The sequence below is a fragment of the Neisseria sp. P0001.S007 genome, assembly GCF_051963655.1.
GTDB classification, from domain to species: Bacteria; Pseudomonadota; Gammaproteobacteria; order Burkholderiales; family Neisseriaceae; genus Neisseria; species Neisseria subflava_A.
On the sequence record NZ_JBQCUB010000005.1, the window covers coordinates 76,475 to 93,651 of the forward strand.

The following is a 17,177-nucleotide window of genomic DNA, read 5'->3' on the forward strand; positions in this document are numbered from 1 at the left end:
AAAATGCAAAAATTTATCTTAATCCGCGGTCATCAAGGTTCGGGAAAATCGACGTTTGCCGAACAAAAAGCCGCGGAATTTAAAGCGCAGTATCCAGATGCGGAAGTTGTCCGTATTGAAAACGATGTGTTCATTACCGATGAATATGGTGAATATCGTTGGTCGGGCGAAGCAGTGGATAAGGCGAAGAAACGCGGCAATGCTTTGATGACTGAAACCTTGAGACTTGGACGTCAAAATCCGAATCGAAATATTTTGATCATTAATTCCAATACCAACCAAAAAGCTTCGCGTTGCCGTCATTTATTGGATCAGGCGGAGAAAAGCGGTTTTGAAACAGAGGTCTATCGACTGCACAATTTCTATCCCAACCTACACGGCGTGAAAGAGCATGACGTGTTGGCGGCGTATATCAAGTTAAACCAAAACCGTGTGGCAAACGAAATCCACATCGAGGCCGTGCAGCCGGCAAATGCGGAGCAGTTAGAAAAAATCGAAAAGATGCAGGCTATCGAGCATAAGCCGCTGGTGTTTGATGAGGCGCAGCAAACCTTTGTGACCGATCATTATCTGCAACACGGCAGCCGTAACTTTACTGCCAAAGCATCCAAGCGTTATCCTGAATTGCGCGTGTTAAAATACGCACGTAGCGTGTTCTATAACAACTGCTTTGATGATGCTTTGCTGGAAATGCGCGGCTTGATTATCGACGCGCATAATCGAATCATCGTGCGCCCGTTTAAAAAAGTGTTCAATTATTCGGAACGTATTGCCAAAGGTAGCCGTTATCCGATCCGCGTCGGCGACGAGCGATTGGTGGACGCGGTGGTGAAAGTAAACGGCTTCCTCGGCTGCTGCACTTTCGTCTTGCTTTCAGATGACCACCCGTCCAAAGGCGCGGCGTTTGACGGCAAAGTGCTGTATTCGACTACCGGCTCGCTTGATAGCGCGTTTGCGGACATGACCGCCGCACACTGCGCGCAATACGAAACCTTGTTCCGCGCATATCCAAACCATACTTTTTTGTTTGAAATCACAGATGTGAAAGACGTGCACATCATCCGCGAAGAATTGGGCGAAACTTTAATCGGCTGCATTGACGTGGCGACCGGCCGTCAGTTTAGCGAGGCCGAATTGGACGAAATCGGCAAACAATACGGCATCCGCCGCCCCGAAACGCTGAAAAATATCACGTTCGGCGAGCTGAAAGGCCGTCTGAAAAATGTGGAACACGAAGGTTTTATGGTGTTTGATGCCCAAACCGGCGAAATGCTGTTCAAACTCAAATCGCCGTATTACTTGATTTCCAAGTTTCTGGGACGAAGCAACGAAGGCAACATCGGACGCAAGCTCGACAAACGCCACGTCGACGAAGAGTTTTACCCTTTAATCGACCACATCCGCGAGCATCGCGAAGCGTTCAACGCCATACCGGAATTGGATAAGATTGCGTTTATCCAAGCATTCTTGCGGCAACTGTAAGGCCGTCTGAAAATATATGGAGCAACATGTATTTATTTTCCGCGCTCGTATGCTTTGATTTCGCCGACTTTAGGCGCATAGCCGCTGCTTGTGTCGTGGTGCAAATCCAACCAGATATTGACCAATGCCCAAGCGGCCGGAGCGGCAATGACGTTTTGCCCCATACATAAAACCTGTGCATCATAGTTTTCCACCGAGCCGCGGAGCGTGAGTAAATCGTGCGCCGTCGCCGCCCGTATGCCGCGCACCTTATTGGCGGCGATTGCCGTACCCACGCCGGTGCCGCAAATCAATAGCGCACGGTCGGCGCGTCCTGCCGCGACTTCTTCGGCTGTGGCAAACGAGAGTTGCGGATAGCTTCCTTCGAGTGAGGATAAATCGACCAAGCTGCTGATGCGCGGGTCGTTTTGCAGATGCGCTTTGAGCGCGTCTTTCAATATTGCGCCGTTGGCCGGCGCAGCAATAACCAAACGCATAAAAACTCCTTGAAGCACACAATAAACATTACTCAGCATACGCCCGCGCGTGATACGATTCAAGCCTGCAACGCAGAAAGCACGGTATGAGCAAAACCTACTTCACATCAGACCTACATTTTTCACATAAAAACATCGCTAAATTCTGCCCCCAATTTCGACCGTTCGATAACGTGGAGCAGATGGATGAATTTTTAATCCAGACATGGAATGAAACCGTTACGCCTGAAGATACGGTGTACAACTTGGGAGATTTTTCCTTTGCCCAAGACTATAAGCAGATAGAGCGCGTTTTGTCGCGTTTGAACGGGCAACATCACTTGATTTACGGCAATCATGATCATGTGATTCGGCAGCATGCCGATTTTTTCCGCAGCCAAACCAAGCATGACGGCCATCCGCTGCTGTCGTCCATACGGCCGTATTTGAAACTCAAATTGCCGGAAATTAAGAATACGCTGATTCTCTTTCACTATCCGATTCAGGAATGGGACGGCTGCTATCAGGGCTGGTATCACTTGTACGGCCATTTGCATGACAGGGTGGCGGAAATCAAAGGGCGTGCTTTAAATGTCGGATTCGATTTGCACGGCCGCTTTTTGACGGCGCAAGATGTCGATAAGTTTTTGTGTGATTTGCCTAAAATTTCGTATTTTGGCGAAGCAGGGTTGAAGGCCAATTCGCTGGAAGAAGCGGCAGAGCTGGTGTCTCGGAAACTGGCGCAGTTAAATCAGGTATAATTTCAGACGGCCTTTGCGGATTTCCGGCAAAGGCCGTCTGAATATCAATTTCCCATTTTTGAGTGATACATGGAAAACCTTTTGGCTTACTTACTACAAAAAATCAGCCTCCCCAACCAAACCGGCAAGGACAAGTCATGAGCGGTAAGCCTTTGAAGTATCCCGTTTCCGCTTTGGTTGTTTTGTATGATAAAGACGGCAATATCCTGCTGATTGAACGCACGGCGCCGCAAGGTTTTTGGCAGTCGGTTACCGGCAGCTTGGAAGAAGGCGAGCGCATCGAAGAAACCGCATGGCGCGAAGTTTGGGAAGAAACCGGTATCCGCCTTGCAGACGGACAGCTGGAAAACTGGCACGACAGCACCGTTTATGAAATCTATCATCACTGGCGCCATCGCTATCCCAAAGGCGTTTTTGAAAACCGCGAACACATCTTCTCCGCCCAAATTCCGCGTGATACGCCCATCGTCTTGCAACCGGACGAACACGTTGCCTACGGTTGGTTTGGCGCAGAAGAAGCGGCGGAAAAAGTGTTTTCGCCTTCCAATAAACGCGCAATTTTAGAATTGGTCAAAAGGCTGAATGCCAAAAAGGCCGTCTGAATACAACAGTTTCACATTTTCAGACGGCCTTGGGTTTGCTATACTTTCGCCGTTTGACTCTCTTTAAAATCAAAGGAAACCATCATGGCAGACTTCAATAAAATCCTGACCCCAGGCGACGTGGACGGCGGCATCATCAACGTTGTCAACGAAATCCCTGCGGGCAGCAACCACAAAATCGAATGGAACCGCAAACTGGCCGCTTTCCAACTCGACCGCGTTGAACCGGCAATTTTCGCCAAACCGACCAACTACGGCTTCATTCCGCAAACTTTGGACGAAGACGGCGACGAATTGGACGTATTGCTGGTGACCGAGCAGCCTTTGGCAACCGGTATTTTCCTGGAAGCACGCGTTATCGGCGTGATGAAATTCGTTGATGACGGCGAAGTGGACGACAAAATCGTCTGCGTTCCAGCCGACGACCGCAACAACGGCAATGCCTACAAAACTTTGGCCGATTTGCCGCAACAACTGATCAAACAAATCGAGTTCCACTTCAACCACTACAAAGACCTGAAAAAAGCAGGTACTACCAAAGTTGAATCTTGGGGCGATGTAGAAGAAGCGAAACAAGTCATCAAAGAATCTATCGAACGTTGGAACAAACAAGCCTAATCGGTTTGTCCCATCCAATATCAAGGCCGTCTGAAAGCAAAGTTCAGACGGCCTTTTTATGTTTCAAACCAATATAACAAAATCGTCTTTAAAACAAACAAACCATTCTTTCTCATTTTCAGACGGCCTCATTAAAGTAACGCCTATACCAAAAATAAGGAGTGCTTCAATGACTGCTACCACAACTGACCCACGCGCCAAGCTGCCTGAGACGCCTTTGTCCGGCAACGAAGCCTTGAAAGAGCGCAGCGATTATCTGCATGGTACGATTAAGGAAGAGTTGAAAGACGACTTTACCGGCGGCTTTACTGCCGACAACTTTCAGCTTATCCGCTTCCACGGCATGTACGAACAGGACAACCGCGATATTCGTGCCGAGCGTACCGAACAAAAACTTGAGCCCTTAAAAAACATGATGTTGCGTTGCCGTCTGCCCGGCGGCATCATTACGCCGAAGCAGTGGCTGGGGATCGACAAATTTGCCGGTGAAAATACGATTTACGGCTCTATCCGCCTGACCAACCGTCAAACCTTCCAATACCACGGCATTTTGAAAACCGATTTAAAACAGGCACATCAAGCATTGCACAAACTAGGTCTCGATTCCATTGCCACAGCCAGCGATGTCAACCGCAATGTGTTGTGTACCAGCAATCCGGTGCAAAGCACTTTGCACCAAGAAGCCTATGAATGGGCGGCGCGCATCAGTATGCACCTTCTGCCACGCACGATGGCATATGCCGATGTGTGGCTGGACGGTGAAAAAGTGTTCACGACCGAGCCGACCGCGCCGCGCAATAGAGAAATTGCCGACGATGTAGAGCCGATTTTGGGCAAAACCTATTTGCCGCGCAAATTCAAAACCGCCGTCGTAATTCCGCCTGATAACGATGTGGACATTCATTCCAATGACTTGGGTTTCGTGGCGATTGCAGAAAATGGCAAGTTGGTGGGCTTCAATGTATTGGTCGGCGGCGGTTTATCCAGCGAACACGGTAATACCAAAACCTATCCGAACACTTCTTACGAATTTGGTTTCGTACCGCTCGAATACACCCTCAACGCCGCCGAAGCCGTCGTCAGCACCCAGCGCGACTGGGGCAACCGCAGCGACCGCAAAGCCGCCCGTACACGCTATACGCTGCAACGCGTCGGCGTGGATGTATTCAAAAAAGAAGTCGAAAGGCGCATGGGCATTAAGTTTGAACCCATCCGTCCTTACGAGTTTACCCATCGCGGCGACCATATCGGCTGGGTACAAGGGCATGAAGGCAACTGGCATTTGACTTTATTTATTGAAAACGGCCGTCTGCTCGATTATCCCGGCAGGCCTTTAAAAACTGGCGTGCGTGAAATTGCCAAAATCCATCCCGGCGACTTTCGTCTGACGGCAAACCAAAATCTGGTGGTTGCCAATGTACCGCCCGAATTGAAAGACACGGTTGATAAAATCGCCAAAGATCATGGCCTTATCAGCAAATCGATTACCATCCAGCGTGAAAACTCCATGGCCTGTGTTGCCTTACCGACCTGTCCGCTGGCAATGGCGGAGGCCGAGCGTTTCCTACCGACATTCTCCGATAAAATCGACGCAATGTTCGCTAAATATGGCTTGGAAGACGAATACATCGTTTTGCGCGTAACCGGTTGCCCAAACGGTTGTGGCCGCGCCATGCTGGCGGAAATCGGTTTGGTCGGTAAAGCGGTCGGCCGCTACAACCTTTACGCAGGCGGCAACCGCGAAGGCACCCGCATTCCGCGCCTGTTTAAAGAAAACATTACCGAACCTGAAATCCTTGAAATTGTCGAAGGCTGGGTAGCAGATTGGTCTCGAAACCAACTCGATGATGAAGGCTTCGGCGATTTTGCCGTCCGCACCGGTATTGTCAAACCCGTATTGGATGCACCTCGCGATTTCTGGGCATAACGCATACAGACAGACCCACAAGTCTGCAATAAGAAAATAGAGAAGGGCTAAAGGCCGTCTGAAAATCTGATTTTCAGACGGCCTTTTATATTTGGAGCGTTTATATCCAGGAGTTAATCCTAGATTCATTCCAATACCAAGAGGGTTTGTAAAACAAAATACACCTATTACTAATGTCAAATACCCGGAAGGCATCAGTTTCGATACAAACCTAAAAAGACATCTGGCAAATGCTGATGGTTTTAGTCAAAAACAGGGCATTAAAGGAGCCCATAACCGCACCAATTTTATGGCAGAACTAAATTCACGAGGAGGACGCGTAAAATCTGAAACCCAAACTGATATTGAAGGCATTACCCGAATTAAATATGAGATTCCTACACTAGACAGGACAGGTAAACCTGATGGTGGATTTAAGGAAATTTCAAGTATAAAAACTGTTTATGATCCTAAAAAATTTTCTGATAATAAAATACTTCAAATGGCTCAAAAAGCTGCTTCACAAGGATATTCAAAAGCCTCTAAAATTGCTCAAAATGAAAGAACTAAATCAATATCGGAAAGAAAAAATGTCATTCAATTCTCAGAAACCTTTGACGGAATCAAATTTAGATCATATTTTGATGTAAATACAGGAAGAATTACAAACATTCACCCAGAATAATTTAAAGGAAAAATTATGAAAAATAATATTTTTCTAAACTTAAAGAAAGAATCTATAAATAACAACCATTTTGTTATTTCGATTTTTTTTGAAACAATTTACCAATTTGAAACTAAAGATACGCTTTTAGAGTGTTTTAAAAATATTACAACTACCGGACATTTTGGAGTAATAGGTGCTCAATATGAAAAAATAGATGCTACCAGATGGATTGGAGATTATGAAGAGGTAAATGGATTTGAGTATATTGATAAAGCTCCTTCTATTTATTTTTCAGTTGGAGATGATTTCAATCCTGAAGAATTAATTATACCTATTAATTTAGCATATCATTACTTTAATATTGCAATATCTGATTTCTTAATAGCTCACCCTGAATATCAAAAAAAGTGTAAAGAAATACAAAAAACATATTCTCAAACAAACTGTAGCCTGCATGAAACCTAAAATCCATGCGTAAGGTGTGTGCTTCAGCACGAAAGATGGAATATAAACCGAATCAGCGACGGCGGCCAAAGCCTCGACCCATGCTTGGGCGGCGGTAGTTGGAAGGCTGACGCGTAGTTTCACGGTATCGTTGTTGCTGCTGGGCGTTTTGTTGCTGGGCACGCAGGGTGCGTGTATTCAGCTGTTGGCTGGTGCGTCCGTTTGGACGTGCGCTTTGATAATAGTTGGCACGGGCTTGACGGGCAATCGGGCTGTTTTGATTGCGCACCTGAGTAAATTTATTGGCCAATGCGTTGCCGATAAATGCACCGGCTGCAGTACCTATCAAGCTTTGCAGCAGCCAGCTGCCGGTGGATTGGTCGTAGATGTATTGTTGGCCGTCTGTACCGGTTACCGGTTGGCCGTTGTTGCCGTTGGCTTGTGCATCGGCAGGAATGGTGTCTTTCACGGCTTCAGGCGTGAGCTGGTAAACCGTATTGTCTTCTTGTTGGCCGTTTTGTTGTGCCAACTGTTGTTGCAATGCTTCGATTTGTTTTTGTTGCTGCTCAAGCTGCGCCTGGGTATTGTCTTTGCAGGCAGCGAGGGCAAAAGTGGAAAGGGCGGCTAAGGCAATCAGTTTTTTCATTGTTTTTCCTGAGAGAGGTTTGTCTTTGCCGAGATTTCGGCGGAGTGTGTTTGCCTAATATTAAACCATTTCCCTGTTTTTCAAGTGGTTTTACAAAATAATATTGGAAAGTTGCGCTGCAAATGCACGGCTGTTGGCAGCCAGATTGCCCAGTGCAGGCATTTCGTGTTCGGTTTCGATAATCAGCAGGTTGGCAGGGCGGCGGGTATGCAGGGACATTTGCATTTCAGCGGGAGAGAAAGGCATGTGATGGCGTTTGGCGAAAGCTTCGGCGCGTTTGTTGGCAGTTTTGAGCATGGGCAGCAGGGTAATATCCAAATGGAAACGGCGTACGCCCAAAACCAAAATACGCGCTGCGAAGAAATCTGCTTCATCAGTAAAAACGTTGGGGCTGCTTTGATTGAAGTCGTGGCGTTCTGCGGCAATTAAAGTCGCAATGGTGCGCACTTGCGGAATTAAGGCTTCGCTGATGAGGCTGTCAGGCGAATCGGGCAAAGTGTGCATGTTGAGCATGCTGTGGTGGCTGTTGCTGTCAACGACCATGCGGCAGGTGTGTAACATTTGGGTTTGGCTGTGGATTTTAGTTGAGGCAGTCATGGCTGTATTCCTTATTTCTTAAAAATGGGTGAATTTAAGCGGCCATGGTGGGTATAAAAAAAGCCGCTCAAATGAGGCGGCTCTAATTTGCGTATTTTCAATTTGGTCTGTTTTAGACAAGCGCAAAAAAGTACCGCACGTTTGTGTGGTACCAATAGAAGAAAGTAGCAGAGCGTTGCGCGGTTTGCATGATGAAAATACGTCTTTAATGTATAAAAGAATGGAACGTAGTTTAAAACAAGGATGCCAGTAATTTCAATATCCAATCGACAAAACCCACCAATAAATCTACAAGTTGTTGTAATCCTTCCAATTTATTTTCTTTCGAGTGAGTCAAATTTGCACAATTATAATGCAAAACCGGGTGAATTGATAACAATCCGAGCAGGCTCTTTAAAAAGGCCGTCTGAAAACTGAATTTCAGACGGCCTTTATTTTTGTTTATCCAATCAATAAACGTCGCGTTGGTAGCGTTTGTCTTCGCGCAGGTCGTTGAGGTAGTCTTCGGCTTCGTCACGGCTGAGTTTGCCTTGGGTTTCGATGACTTCAATCAGGGCATTTTCGACATCGCGTGCCATGCGTGTAGCGTCGCCGCAGACGTAGATGTGTGCGCCTTGTTGCAGCCAGTTCCAAACTTCGGCGGCGCGTTCGGCGATTTTGTGTTGGACGTAGACTTTGTGTTCGCCTTGCCGACTCCATGCGAGGTCGGCGCGGGTGAGGAGGCCGTCTTTGCGCCAATCGCTCCATTCGAGTTGGTAGAGGAAGTCGTCGGCCAGGCGTTGGTTGCCGAAGAAGAGCCAGTTTTTGCCGCTGTCGCCATTGGCGGCGCGTTGTTGCATGAAGGAGCGGAAGGGGGCGACGCCTGTGCCTGCGCCGATCATGATGATGGGTGTATCGCCGTTTTGTGGCAGGCGGAAGTTGGGGTTAGGTTCGACAAAGACGCGGACTTCGCTGCCTTCTTCGAGGCGTTCGCCCAAGTAGCCGGATGCTGCGCCGGTGTAGGTATGATTGTGGTGGTCGAAACGGACGACGCCGATGGTGAGGTGGACTTCTTCGCCGACTTCGTCTTGTGCGGAGGCGATGGAATAGAGACGCGGGGTTTGTGGGCGGAAGAGGCTGTATAGGGTTTGTGCGTCCAGTGGGTATGGATGGGCGGCAAATACGCCGACGGGCGGTGTGGCGGCGAGGTAGGCATCCAGTTGGGCTTTATCTGCGGCTATGGTTTTGAGTTCTTCGTTGTTTGTTAATTCGGCGTATTGTTGGACGAAGGCAGGTGTGTTTTGGGTAATGTCTGCGGATTCGGTCAGGGCAGTGCGGATGTCGGTTTCTCGGCCGTCTGAAAGTTGGACGGTTTCGCTGCCGGTCAGTTGGTTGAGGTCGAGGATTTCTTGAACGAGGTCGGCGGCATTAAGCGGCCATACGCCGAGCGCGTCGCCTGCCTGATAATGCAAACCTGAGCCGCTGAGGTCGATTTCGATGTGTTCGACGTCTTTTTCTGCATCACGCGAGGTGATTTTTTGGTGCACGGATAGGGTGGCTGTGTAGGGTTTTTCTTTGGTGTAGACGGTGCCGCTGCTTGGTGTTGCTGAGCTGTTTGGTGCAGCGGTTGTACTTGGGCTTGCTGCTTGGGCGGTTAACTCGGCTACTTTGGGTACGACGGCGGCAATCCATGCGTCGGCATCGGCTTGGAATTCTAAGTCGCAAATGCCCAAGTCGTTCAGACGGCCTGCGCCCAGTTCGGCAAATTTGGCATCAAAGTCTTTGCCTGCTTGGCAGAAGTTGGGATAGGAGGAATCGCCAAGGCCCAAGACGGCAAAGGTCAGTTTGCTGAGATCAGGTTTCTTTTTGCCGTAGATGAATTTGTACAGGGGCAGGGCTTCTTCGGGCGGTTCGCCTTCGCCTTGGGTGGAGGTAACCAAAAGGACGATGTCTTCGTCGGGCAGGGTTTTGCTTTTGAAATTGCCTGCGCTGCTGAGGCGGGCTTCTACGCCGGCGGCTTGAAGTTTGGCGTGTAATGATTCGGCAACGCTGCGGGCATTGCCGGTTTGTGAGGCGGAGAGGACTAATACGCGGCGGCTGACTGTCGAGGCGGCTGTTTGCAGGGTAGATGGTTCGGCTGCTGCTCCGGATACGCTTTGGCTTTGCGCCCAGCAATAGCCGGAGAGCCAGGCAAGTTGGGTAGGGGATAGGGTTGAGAGTTGGGCGGAGAGTTCGGGGGGAAGCGGATTGGCTTGGCTCATTTGGATTCCTTTGTTGGACGGCTATAACCGATTGTTTGAATAATGGACAGTCGCCACTTTAAACAGGCCGTCTGAAAAAAGGAAAGAATGCTTGGTTTTAATTTAAGATGATTTCGTTATATTCGGGAAGGTATTAGGCCGTCTGAACATGCTCATTCAGACGGCCTTGGATTGGATAGAAACGAGATTTTCAGTTTCCGCTGGAGAGTTTCATCACTACGACGCCGGAGATGATGAGAAATGCGCCGAGCCAGCGGCCGATGTTGGCGGCATCGTTGAAAAATACAACACCTACCAAAAACGCTCCTGCCGCGCCTATGCCTGTCCAGACGGCGTAGGCTGTACCCATTGGAATACTTTTTTGGGCAAGGTAAAGGAAGTATCCGCTGCCGATGATGCAGGCAAGCGCGGCGGCAAAGCCATGCCAGCGGTAGCCTTCCTGTTGTGTCAGCTTCAAGCCTAATGGCCAGCCGATTTCCAGCATACCGGCTAAGATTAAATAGAACCAACTCATAATATGTCCTGATAGTGTGTTAAGGTTTCAGACGGCCTTGGAAAGATTGTTTTCTTCCGAGAGTTCAACGCGTTGTCCGATATCTTTTAGATTGGAGTATTGTTCGACCAAGCGCGGTACATCGTCCAAGCTCATTGCAAACATCCATAAATAAGTGCTGACGGAATAGATATGGCCGGCGCTGCCATAACCTTTAAGCGTCATGTGTATAAAGGTGAAGCCGAACAATACGCTCATTGCCATGCCGATACTGAGATAGCCTAAGGCTTCGCGGTTGGAAATCAGCACGCGTAGTTTGGCAACCCAGCCGTAGTGGCGGTAGAGCTGATGCTCGTTTCCATCGCGGATAAGGTGGTTGTCGCGTTCAAGCCGGTTGTTTAAACGGAAATATAGGTTTTCGCTGATGGCGGCAAAACGCGGCAGCAACCATAAAAACAGGGCAAGTATCGCGACAGCCAATACGCCCACCCAAAATTCCAATATCAGCAACATCATACATGCACCGAAGATGGAGACCAGCGAAGTAGCAGCGATGGGCAGGTGTTCTTCAAAAAAACTGACAAACTCACGCGATAGGGCAACGCGTGCGGTAATGGCGGAATGCGGTACTTCTCGTTTGCGCTGTTTCAATACAACGGGGACGGCGATTTCGGTATAGATTTGGGTAAACGTACGCGTATCTGCTGCTCGGCGGGCGGCTCCGACCAGCCACATTAATAAAACCACCACGCCATACAACATTGCCTGCCAGACGTTGCCTTCCATAACGGCATTAATCGCCCAGCCGCCAAATACGGGATATACCAGCAAGAGCAGATTATCCAAGCCGACGAGAGAGAAGGTTGTGATGAGTTTGCGGCGGTGTGTTTTGCCGATGTGTTTCAGCATTTTCCACATGGTTGCCCTCCTTATTTGGTATTGAGGGTTTGCGCCATTAATTCGGCCAACGTGTCCAAATCGGCAAACAGTCGGGCTGCACGTTTTTCACCGAAGGCGGTAAAAATTCGTTTGTTGAATTCCTGCATGTTTTGCACCAATGGTGTGGCGTATTCCTTGCCTTGCTCGGTCAGCGATAATAAGCGTTCGCGTTTGTCTTGTTCGCTTTCGTGAAATGTCAGCAAGCCTTGTTCCGCCAGCGTTTTGCATGTGCCGGAAACGGTTTGCTTGGGCAGGCTCCATTCATCGCCTATGTATTTTTGAGTGCGACTGCCTTCGGTGGCTAAGGTATAGAGAACGGCTAAGGTATTGTAATTGGTGTTTTGCTGTTTAATCCATTGGTCGAATGCGCTGTCTATGCGGCTGATGCGCATACCGAGTTGGTCGAGCTGATTCATAAATTGGTCCTGATATTGACTAATTGAATGTGGATTATAGTCATATTTAGGACTAATTGCAAATAGAAGGCCGTCTGAAACAATCATTTTCAGACGGCCTTGAAACCGTTAAAATAATTAATGTAGAAACGATATATTCAAACTACGATAAACCTAATAACATCTTCAACACACACGCCATGATTCATTTCTTATCTCAAAATATTTCATCCAAACAAGCCACTGCCATCGGGCTGCTTGCCGTTGCTTTATGGAGCTTCGTCATTTCTCTGATACGCTCTTTGAGCCTGCATATGGGTGCAGTGGGTGGCGCGGCAATGATGTACACCTTGTCCACCGTATTGATTTGGCTGATTTTCGGCCGACCGCATTTGCGCAATTACAATCGCAGCTATCTGTTTTGGGCGAGTGTGTTTTTTGTCGGCTGCGAACTGTGTTTGTCGCTCTCGGTCGGTTTTGCGCAAAACGCGAGACAAGCGGTTGAAATCGGCATGGTCAATTATTTGTGGCCGACGTTTACCATCGTCGGGGCGGTATATTTCAACAAACAGCCGTCAAAATGGTGGATAGTCATCGGCTTTGTGCTGTCGTTTTTAGGGATTGCCACTGTACTGGGCGGCGATGTCGGCTTGTCGATTTCCGGTATTTACCACAATGTCCGCACCAATCCCGGTGGCTATATCATGGCATTTGCGGATGCAGTGTTTTGGGCGGCATATTGTACGCTGACGGCACGCGTAAAAGCGGAAGGCAGCAGCGTCGGCTTCTTCTTTGCGCTGGTGTCGATATTGTTGTGGATAGAGTATTTTCTCAGCGGCGCGGATACGTTGAATTTTGATGCCGTATCGCTCGGCTATGCCGTTGCCGCCGCATCTTGCATGGGTTTGGGCTATGCGGTGTGGAATATCGGTATTTCGCGCGGCAACCTGACCGTATTGGCGGGCGCATCTTATTTCATTCCGGTATTGTCTGCGGTAGTGTCATCGTTTTTGATCAGCGCGCCTTTGTCCATGACGTTTTGGCAGGGTGCGGGAATGGTGTGTTTAGGATCGATTGTGTGTTGGTTGGCGACCCGGAGAAAACAGATGGTGTGAGGCAATATCCCATAGCTTTGCGATATAACGAAAACAGCTTTTTTAACAACCAAACATTCTTTCCCATTTTCAGACGGCCTGTTTAAAGTAGCAGTCAGTTTGAGAAATCACGAGAAATGGGAAAGAATCATGACCGCAGCTTCCGCTCCGCTTTTACGCTTCATTACCGCCGGCAGTGTCGATGACGGCAAATCCACCCTCATCGGCCGCTTGCTCTACGACAGCAAAACCTTACTGACCGACCAGCTTGACAAGCTCAACCGCGCTGCTGAAAACGGCGAAACGCCCGACTTTGCCAGCCTGACAGACGGCCTTGCCGCCGAGCGCGAACAAGGCATTACCATTGACGTGGCCTACCGTTATTTTGCCACGCCCAAACGCAAATTCATTATTGCCGACACGCCGGGACACGAGCAATACACGCGTAATATGGTTACCGGCGCATCGACTGCCGATGCCGCCATTATTTTGGTCGATGCCACACGCGTCGATTTTTCAGGCAGCGAGCCTGTCCTTCTGCCCCAAACCAAACGCCACAGCGCGATTCTGAAACTTCTGGGCTGCCCCAACATCATCGTCGCCGTCAACAAACTCGACCTGCTTGACTTTGACGAAGCCAAATATCAAGCCATTATCGAGGCCTATCGAAAACTGGCAGAACAAATCGGCCTCAAAGCACAAATCCACTTCCTACCCATCAGCGCCTTAAAAGGCGACAATATCGTCAATGCCAGCAGCCAAACCGCGTGGTATGAAGGTTTGCCGCTTTTGCCTTTGCTTGAAAGCCTACCTGTCAACCGTCAAAATGCCGCTGACCAAGCCGCGCATTTTCCCGTACAACGCGTGGCGCGCCAAGACGGCAGCAGCAGCGACGACTTCCGCGGCTATCAAGGCAGATTGGAAGCAGGCCGTCTGAAAGTGGGCGATGAAGTTAAAGTTTTACCCAGCGGCCATGTTGCCAAAGTTGCCGAAATCTATAATCTAAATGGTAAAACTGAATCTGCCGAGGCAGGGGAAGTGTTGACCGTTGTTTTGGATACCGACATCGATATTTCACGCGGCAACAGCATTGTTTCAGCCGACAGCGCCATTGTTCCCGAACAACAATTTCAAGCCGCGCTTTGCTGGTTTGACGATATTCCGCTCAATCTGCGCCGCAAATATTTGCTGAAGCACACTACCCAAACCACGCCCGTAAAAATCAGCGAAATTGCCTACGTTTGGGACGTGAACACCCTCAGCCGGGTCGAATCCGCCGAAACGCTCAAGCTCAACGATATCGGCAGCGTCAGCTTCAAAACCCAGCAGCCGCTTTCTGCTGCCGCATACGAAGACAACCATGCACAAGGCGCGTTTATTTTGATTGACGAAGCCACCAACCATACTGTCGCGGCAGGCATGATACGCAAAGTCAGCGAAACAAACAGTTTTGAAATTTAAAAGAAAAGTTGAAATAAAAAAAAGGCCGTCTGAAGTTTCAGACGGCCTGTTATTTTATCCAAGTCGGAAATGCTTATGCGCCGTAAACCGGATATTTATTGCACAAAGCAGTCACTTGTTCGCGGACTTTGGCGAGGTTGGCTTCATCTTCAGGATTGGCCAATACGTCGGCAACCAAGTTCGCCAATACGCGCGCGTCGGCTTCGTCAAAACCACGAGTGGTCATGGCGGCAGAGCCAATGCGGATGCCGGAGGTAACGAATGGTTTTTCCGGATCATTCGGGATGGCGTTTTTGTTGACGGTGATGTGAGCTTTGCCCAAAGCGGCTTCGGCGGCTTTGCCGGTGATTTTCATCGGTTGCAGGTCAACGAGGAAAACGTGGCTTTCGGTGCGGCCGGAAACGATGCGCAAACCGCGTTTGACCAACTCTTCCGCCATTGCTGCGGCATTGATTTTCACTTGTTTCGCGTATTGTTTGAACTCGGGTTGCAACGCTTCTTTAAACGCTACGGCTTTGGCAGCGATAACGTGCATCAACGGGCCGCCTTGCAGGCTTGGGAAGATGGCGGAATTCAACGCTTTTTCGTGGGTATTGTCACGGCACAAAATCACACCGCCGCGAGGGCCGCGCAGGGTTTTGTGGGTGGTGGTGGTCACGAAGTCGCAGAATGGCACGGGGTTGGGATATTCGCCGCCGGCAATCAGACCGGCATAGTGCGCCATGTCGACAAAGAGGTATGCGCCGACTTTATCGGCGATTTCGCGGAATTTTGCCCAGTCGATTTGCAGCGCGTAGGCAGATGCGCCGGCCACAATCATTTTAGGTTTGTGTTCAAGCGCCAAGCGTTCGACTTCGGCATAATCGAGAACTTCGTTTTCATCCAAACCATAAGTAATGGCATTGTAGAGTTTGCCGGAAATATTGACGCTGGCGCCGTGGGTCAAGTGGCCGCCGTGTGCCAGAGACATGCCCAAAATGGTGTCGCCCGGTTTCAAAACAGAAGCATATACGGCTTGGTTGGCTTGCGAGCCGGAGTGTGGTTGGACGTTGACATATTCTGCGCCAAACAACTCTTTAGCGCGGTCAATCGCCAATTGTTCGACAATATCAACGTATTCGCAGCCACCGTAGTAGCGTTTGCCAGGATAGCCTTCAGCATATTTGTTGGTCAATTGCGAACCTTGGGCTTCCATAACGGCACAGCTGACGTAGTTTTCAGAGGCGATCAGCTCGACGTGGTCTTGCTGGCGCTTGTCTTCTTGGGCGATGGCTGCTGCCAAATCGGGGTCATATTGTGCGAGGGTAACGCTTTTTGAAAACATGTTCTCGATTCCTTTGTGATGGGCTGAAAATATAGGATGGAGTGCTGCGAATTGGTTCAAGATGAACTATTTTTCTTGCATTGTCAACAATTGTGTCGGGTGTTTGGTTTCAGACGGCCTGAGATTAAAGGGTTTATTTGAAAATATCATCTTGTTTTAAATGAAAATCCATTTTTTCCAGAAGCGCGGCTAAGTCGGCTTCTGCTTGGGCAGCCTTAAGATTTTTTGCCAGTTCTACTAAGGCTACTGCATTTAATCGTTCTTTCTCCAGCCGTAGAGCTTCTTCGCTGAAGATTTTGATATTGTCTGCCGATTCGGCGGTATCTATTTTTTCAAATGGATAAAATGATTCTTCGTGCACGGCCAAACCGTCGGGCAAGGGGGCAGCATGGTTGAAATCGGCATCATTGACCGGCATCCATGAAGGATGGTTTTCAAGCAGGATAAATTGTCCGTCCATGCCGTTGATATGACGGAATAGGGTGGTTCGGCCATTGTGTAAACGCATAAGCCCGATTGTATGCCCAAGTCGGTAAGCCGTCTATAAAGCCGTTTCTTTCTATTTTGGCGCTAACTTATGTTGATATTATTAATTTTGATGTAAAACAGTTTCGACTTAAAAAAGACTGGATAAAACGCCCGTGTTTGTTATAATGAAGCTAAAGATTGATTCGTCCTAGTTTTTGACCGCAGTACTTTTTTATTTAATTAACAAGAGAGGAAAACAAAATGTTTCCAGAATATCGCGATTTGATTTCTAAACTGAAACAAGAAGATGCACACTTTGCCCGTTTGTTTGACGAGCACAATGAGCTGGACGATAAAATCACCGGTTTGGTTAACAACCCTGTTACCAGCGGTGCCGAAGAGATTGAAGAGCTGAAAAAAGCCAAACTCAAACTCAAAGACGAATTGTATGCTCTTCTGCAAAAAGCAGCAGGCAAATAATTAAAAATTGAATAAGGCCGTCTGAACGGTATGATAGAAATCTTGGATTTCGTTTCATGCCGGTTCAGACGGCCTTTTTAGTTGTTTGGTATTTGTTATTTTTAT

19 protein-coding genes are annotated in these 17,177 nt (G+C 48.6%); 10 read left to right on the forward strand and 9 right to left on the reverse strand.

The window, feature by feature from the left end; translation table 11 throughout:
* Positions 1-3 precede the first annotated feature (3 nt).
* Positions 4-1,482: an AAA family ATPase gene (locus tag ACTHRE_RS06280; protein ID WP_377072388.1), complete on the forward strand. Its 1,479-nt coding sequence runs from the start codon at positions 4-6 to the stop codon at positions 1,480-1,482.
* Between the two features lie 32 nt (positions 1,483-1,514).
* Here ACTHRE_RS06280 and ACTHRE_RS06285 read toward each other — a convergent pair whose 3' ends face one another.
* A complete protein-coding gene (locus ACTHRE_RS06285; RefSeq protein ID WP_101755133.1) occupies positions 1,515-1,958 on the reverse strand; it encodes an RpiB/LacA/LacB family sugar-phosphate isomerase in 444 nt (147 codons plus the stop codon).
* A gap of 86 nt (positions 1,959-2,044) precedes the next feature.
* Between ACTHRE_RS06285 and ACTHRE_RS06290 the strand changes: the two genes are divergently transcribed.
* The 6 genes from ACTHRE_RS06290 to ACTHRE_RS06315 all read left to right on the forward strand — a co-directional run bounded on the left by ACTHRE_RS06290 (position 2,045) and on the right by ACTHRE_RS06315 (position 6,956).
* A complete protein-coding gene (locus ACTHRE_RS06290; RefSeq protein WP_377072386.1) occupies positions 2,045-2,698 on the forward strand; it encodes a phosphoesterase in 654 nt (217 codons plus the stop codon).
* 137 nt (positions 2,699-2,835) lie between these two features.
* A complete protein-coding gene (gene nudB, locus ACTHRE_RS06295) occupies positions 2,836-3,300 on the forward strand; it encodes a dihydroneopterin triphosphate diphosphatase (protein WP_377072384.1) in 465 nt (154 codons plus the stop codon).
* Between the two features lie 84 nt (positions 3,301-3,384).
* On the forward strand, positions 3,385-3,918 hold the full coding sequence (locus ACTHRE_RS06300; RefSeq protein ID WP_003678634.1) for an inorganic diphosphatase: 534 nt from the start codon (positions 3,385-3,387) through the stop codon (positions 3,916-3,918).
* Between the two features lie 169 nt (positions 3,919-4,087).
* Complete coding sequence (cysI, locus tag ACTHRE_RS06305; protein WP_377072381.1) at positions 4,088-5,845, forward strand: assimilatory sulfite reductase (NADPH) hemoprotein subunit; 1,758 nt, start codon at positions 4,088-4,090, stop codon at positions 5,843-5,845.
* A 91-nt stretch (positions 5,846-5,936) separates the two neighbouring features.
* Entirely contained in the window at positions 5,937-6,509 is a 573-nt protein-coding gene (locus tag ACTHRE_RS06310; RefSeq protein WP_377072380.1) for a CdiA family toxin C-terminal domain-containing protein, read from the forward strand.
* Between the two features lie 15 nt (positions 6,510-6,524).
* Positions 6,525-6,956 (forward strand): hypothetical protein, encoded by a 432-nt coding sequence (locus tag ACTHRE_RS06315; protein ID WP_204828240.1) that lies wholly within the window; start codon positions 6,525-6,527, stop codon positions 6,954-6,956.
* 52 nt (positions 6,957-7,008) lie between these two features.
* On the opposite strand, the gene ACTHRE_RS06320 is transcribed toward ACTHRE_RS06315, so the two are convergent.
* From ACTHRE_RS06320 to ACTHRE_RS06345, 6 genes are all read right to left on the reverse strand, one after another.
* Positions 7,009-7,581 (reverse strand): hypothetical protein, encoded by a 573-nt coding sequence (locus tag ACTHRE_RS06320; RefSeq protein WP_377072378.1) that lies wholly within the window; start codon positions 7,579-7,581, stop codon positions 7,009-7,011.
* Positions 7,582-7,671: 90 nt separating this feature from the next.
* On the reverse strand, positions 7,672-8,178 hold the full coding sequence (locus ACTHRE_RS06325; RefSeq protein WP_003685697.1) for a hypothetical protein: 507 nt from the start codon (positions 8,176-8,178) through the stop codon (positions 7,672-7,674).
* Positions 8,179-8,627: 449 nt separating this feature from the next.
* Positions 8,628-10,418, reverse strand: a complete 1,791-nt coding sequence (locus ACTHRE_RS06330) for an assimilatory sulfite reductase (NADPH) flavoprotein subunit (RefSeq protein WP_377072376.1) — start codon at positions 10,416-10,418, stop codon at positions 8,628-8,630.
* A gap of 190 nt (positions 10,419-10,608) precedes the next feature.
* Entirely contained in the window at positions 10,609-10,932 is a 324-nt protein-coding gene (locus tag ACTHRE_RS06335) for a DMT family transporter (protein ID WP_070646149.1), read from the reverse strand.
* A gap of 27 nt (positions 10,933-10,959) precedes the next feature.
* On the reverse strand, positions 10,960-11,829 hold the full coding sequence (locus ACTHRE_RS06340; protein WP_377072374.1) for an ABC transporter six-transmembrane domain-containing protein: 870 nt from the start codon (positions 11,827-11,829) through the stop codon (positions 10,960-10,962).
* A gap of 11 nt (positions 11,830-11,840) precedes the next feature.
* Entirely contained in the window at positions 11,841-12,266 is a 426-nt protein-coding gene (locus ACTHRE_RS06345) for a MarR family winged helix-turn-helix transcriptional regulator (RefSeq protein ID WP_377072372.1), read from the reverse strand.
* Positions 12,267-12,445: 179 nt separating this feature from the next.
* On the opposite strand from ACTHRE_RS06345, the gene yddG reads away from it, so the two are divergent.
* Both yddG and ACTHRE_RS06355 read left to right on the forward strand, forming a co-directional pair.
* The gene (yddG, locus tag ACTHRE_RS06350; RefSeq protein ID WP_377072370.1) at positions 12,446-13,360 is read left to right on the forward strand and encodes an aromatic amino acid DMT transporter YddG; all 915 of its coding nucleotides are present in this window, start codon (positions 12,446-12,448) and stop codon (positions 13,358-13,360) included.
* A 129-nt stretch (positions 13,361-13,489) separates the two neighbouring features.
* On the forward strand, positions 13,490-14,800 hold the full coding sequence (locus ACTHRE_RS06355) for a sulfate adenylyltransferase subunit 1 (protein ID WP_377072368.1): 1,311 nt from the start codon (positions 13,490-13,492) through the stop codon (positions 14,798-14,800).
* A gap of 73 nt (positions 14,801-14,873) precedes the next feature.
* On the opposite strand, the gene glyA is transcribed toward ACTHRE_RS06355, so the two are convergent.
* Together glyA and ACTHRE_RS06365 are read right to left on the reverse strand one after the other, a co-directional pair.
* Positions 14,874-16,124 carry a serine hydroxymethyltransferase gene (glyA, locus tag ACTHRE_RS06360; protein ID WP_377072366.1) on the reverse strand — a complete coding sequence of 417 codons (1,251 nt, stop codon included), beginning with the start codon at positions 16,122-16,124 and terminating at the stop codon, positions 14,874-14,876.
* Positions 16,125-16,257: 133 nt separating this feature from the next.
* Positions 16,258-16,632 (reverse strand): hypothetical protein, encoded by a 375-nt coding sequence (locus tag ACTHRE_RS06365; protein ID WP_070585602.1) that lies wholly within the window; start codon positions 16,630-16,632, stop codon positions 16,258-16,260.
* 221 nt (positions 16,633-16,853) lie between these two features.
* Between ACTHRE_RS06365 and ACTHRE_RS06370 the strand changes: the two genes are divergently transcribed.
* Positions 16,854-17,072, forward strand: a complete 219-nt coding sequence (locus ACTHRE_RS06370; RefSeq protein WP_003685475.1) for a YdcH family protein — start codon at positions 16,854-16,856, stop codon at positions 17,070-17,072.
* The last annotated feature ends 105 nt before the right edge of the window (positions 17,073-17,177 follow it).

What these genes read in the sequence shown, in the direction of transcription:
- ACTHRE_RS06325 (WP_003685697.1), bottom strand. Translation starts at nt 8,178, where the DNA reads ATGACTGCCTCAACTAAAATCCACAGCCAAACCCAAATGTTACACACC.
- ACTHRE_RS06315 (WP_204828240.1), top strand. Translation starts at nt 6,525, where the DNA reads ATGAAAAATAATATTTTTCTAAACTTAAAGAAAGAATCTATAAATAAC.
- ACTHRE_RS06285 (WP_101755133.1), bottom strand. Translation starts at nt 1,958, where the DNA reads ATGCGTTTGGTTATTGCTGCGCCGGCCAACGGCGCAATATTGAAAGAC.
- ACTHRE_RS06340 (WP_377072374.1), bottom strand. Translation starts at nt 11,829, where the DNA reads ATGTGGAAAATGCTGAAACACATCGGCAAAACACACCGCCGCAAACTC.
- ACTHRE_RS06290 (WP_377072386.1), top strand. Translation starts at nt 2,045, where the DNA reads ATGAGCAAAACCTACTTCACATCAGACCTACATTTTTCACATAAAAAC.
- glyA (WP_377072366.1), bottom strand. Translation starts at nt 16,124, where the DNA reads ATGTTTTCAAAAAGCGTTACCCTCGCACAATATGACCCCGATTTGGCA.
- yddG (WP_377072370.1), top strand. Translation starts at nt 12,446, where the DNA reads ATGATTCATTTCTTATCTCAAAATATTTCATCCAAACAAGCCACTGCC.
- ACTHRE_RS06320 (WP_377072378.1), bottom strand. Translation starts at nt 7,581, where the DNA reads ATGAAAAAACTGATTGCCTTAGCCGCCCTTTCCACTTTTGCCCTCGCT.
- ACTHRE_RS06280 (WP_377072388.1), top strand. Translation starts at nt 4, where the DNA reads ATGCAAAAATTTATCTTAATCCGCGGTCATCAAGGTTCGGGAAAATCG.
- nudB (WP_377072384.1), top strand. Translation starts at nt 2,836, where the DNA reads ATGAGCGGTAAGCCTTTGAAGTATCCCGTTTCCGCTTTGGTTGTTTTG.
- ACTHRE_RS06300 (WP_003678634.1), top strand. Translation starts at nt 3,385, where the DNA reads ATGGCAGACTTCAATAAAATCCTGACCCCAGGCGACGTGGACGGCGGC.
- ACTHRE_RS06330 (WP_377072376.1), bottom strand. Translation starts at nt 10,418, where the DNA reads ATGAGCCAAGCCAATCCGCTTCCCCCCGAACTCTCCGCCCAACTCTCA.
- ACTHRE_RS06345 (WP_377072372.1), bottom strand. Translation starts at nt 12,266, where the DNA reads ATGAATCAGCTCGACCAACTCGGTATGCGCATCAGCCGCATAGACAGC.
- cysI (WP_377072381.1), top strand. Translation starts at nt 4,088, where the DNA reads ATGACTGCTACCACAACTGACCCACGCGCCAAGCTGCCTGAGACGCCT.
- ACTHRE_RS06335 (WP_070646149.1), bottom strand. Translation starts at nt 10,932, where the DNA reads ATGAGTTGGTTCTATTTAATCTTAGCCGGTATGCTGGAAATCGGCTGG.
- ACTHRE_RS06355 (WP_377072368.1), top strand. Translation starts at nt 13,490, where the DNA reads ATGACCGCAGCTTCCGCTCCGCTTTTACGCTTCATTACCGCCGGCAGT.
- ACTHRE_RS06365 (WP_070585602.1), bottom strand. Translation starts at nt 16,632, where the DNA reads ATGCGTTTACACAATGGCCGAACCACCCTATTCCGTCATATCAACGGC.
- ACTHRE_RS06370 (WP_003685475.1), top strand. Translation starts at nt 16,854, where the DNA reads ATGTTTCCAGAATATCGCGATTTGATTTCTAAACTGAAACAAGAAGAT.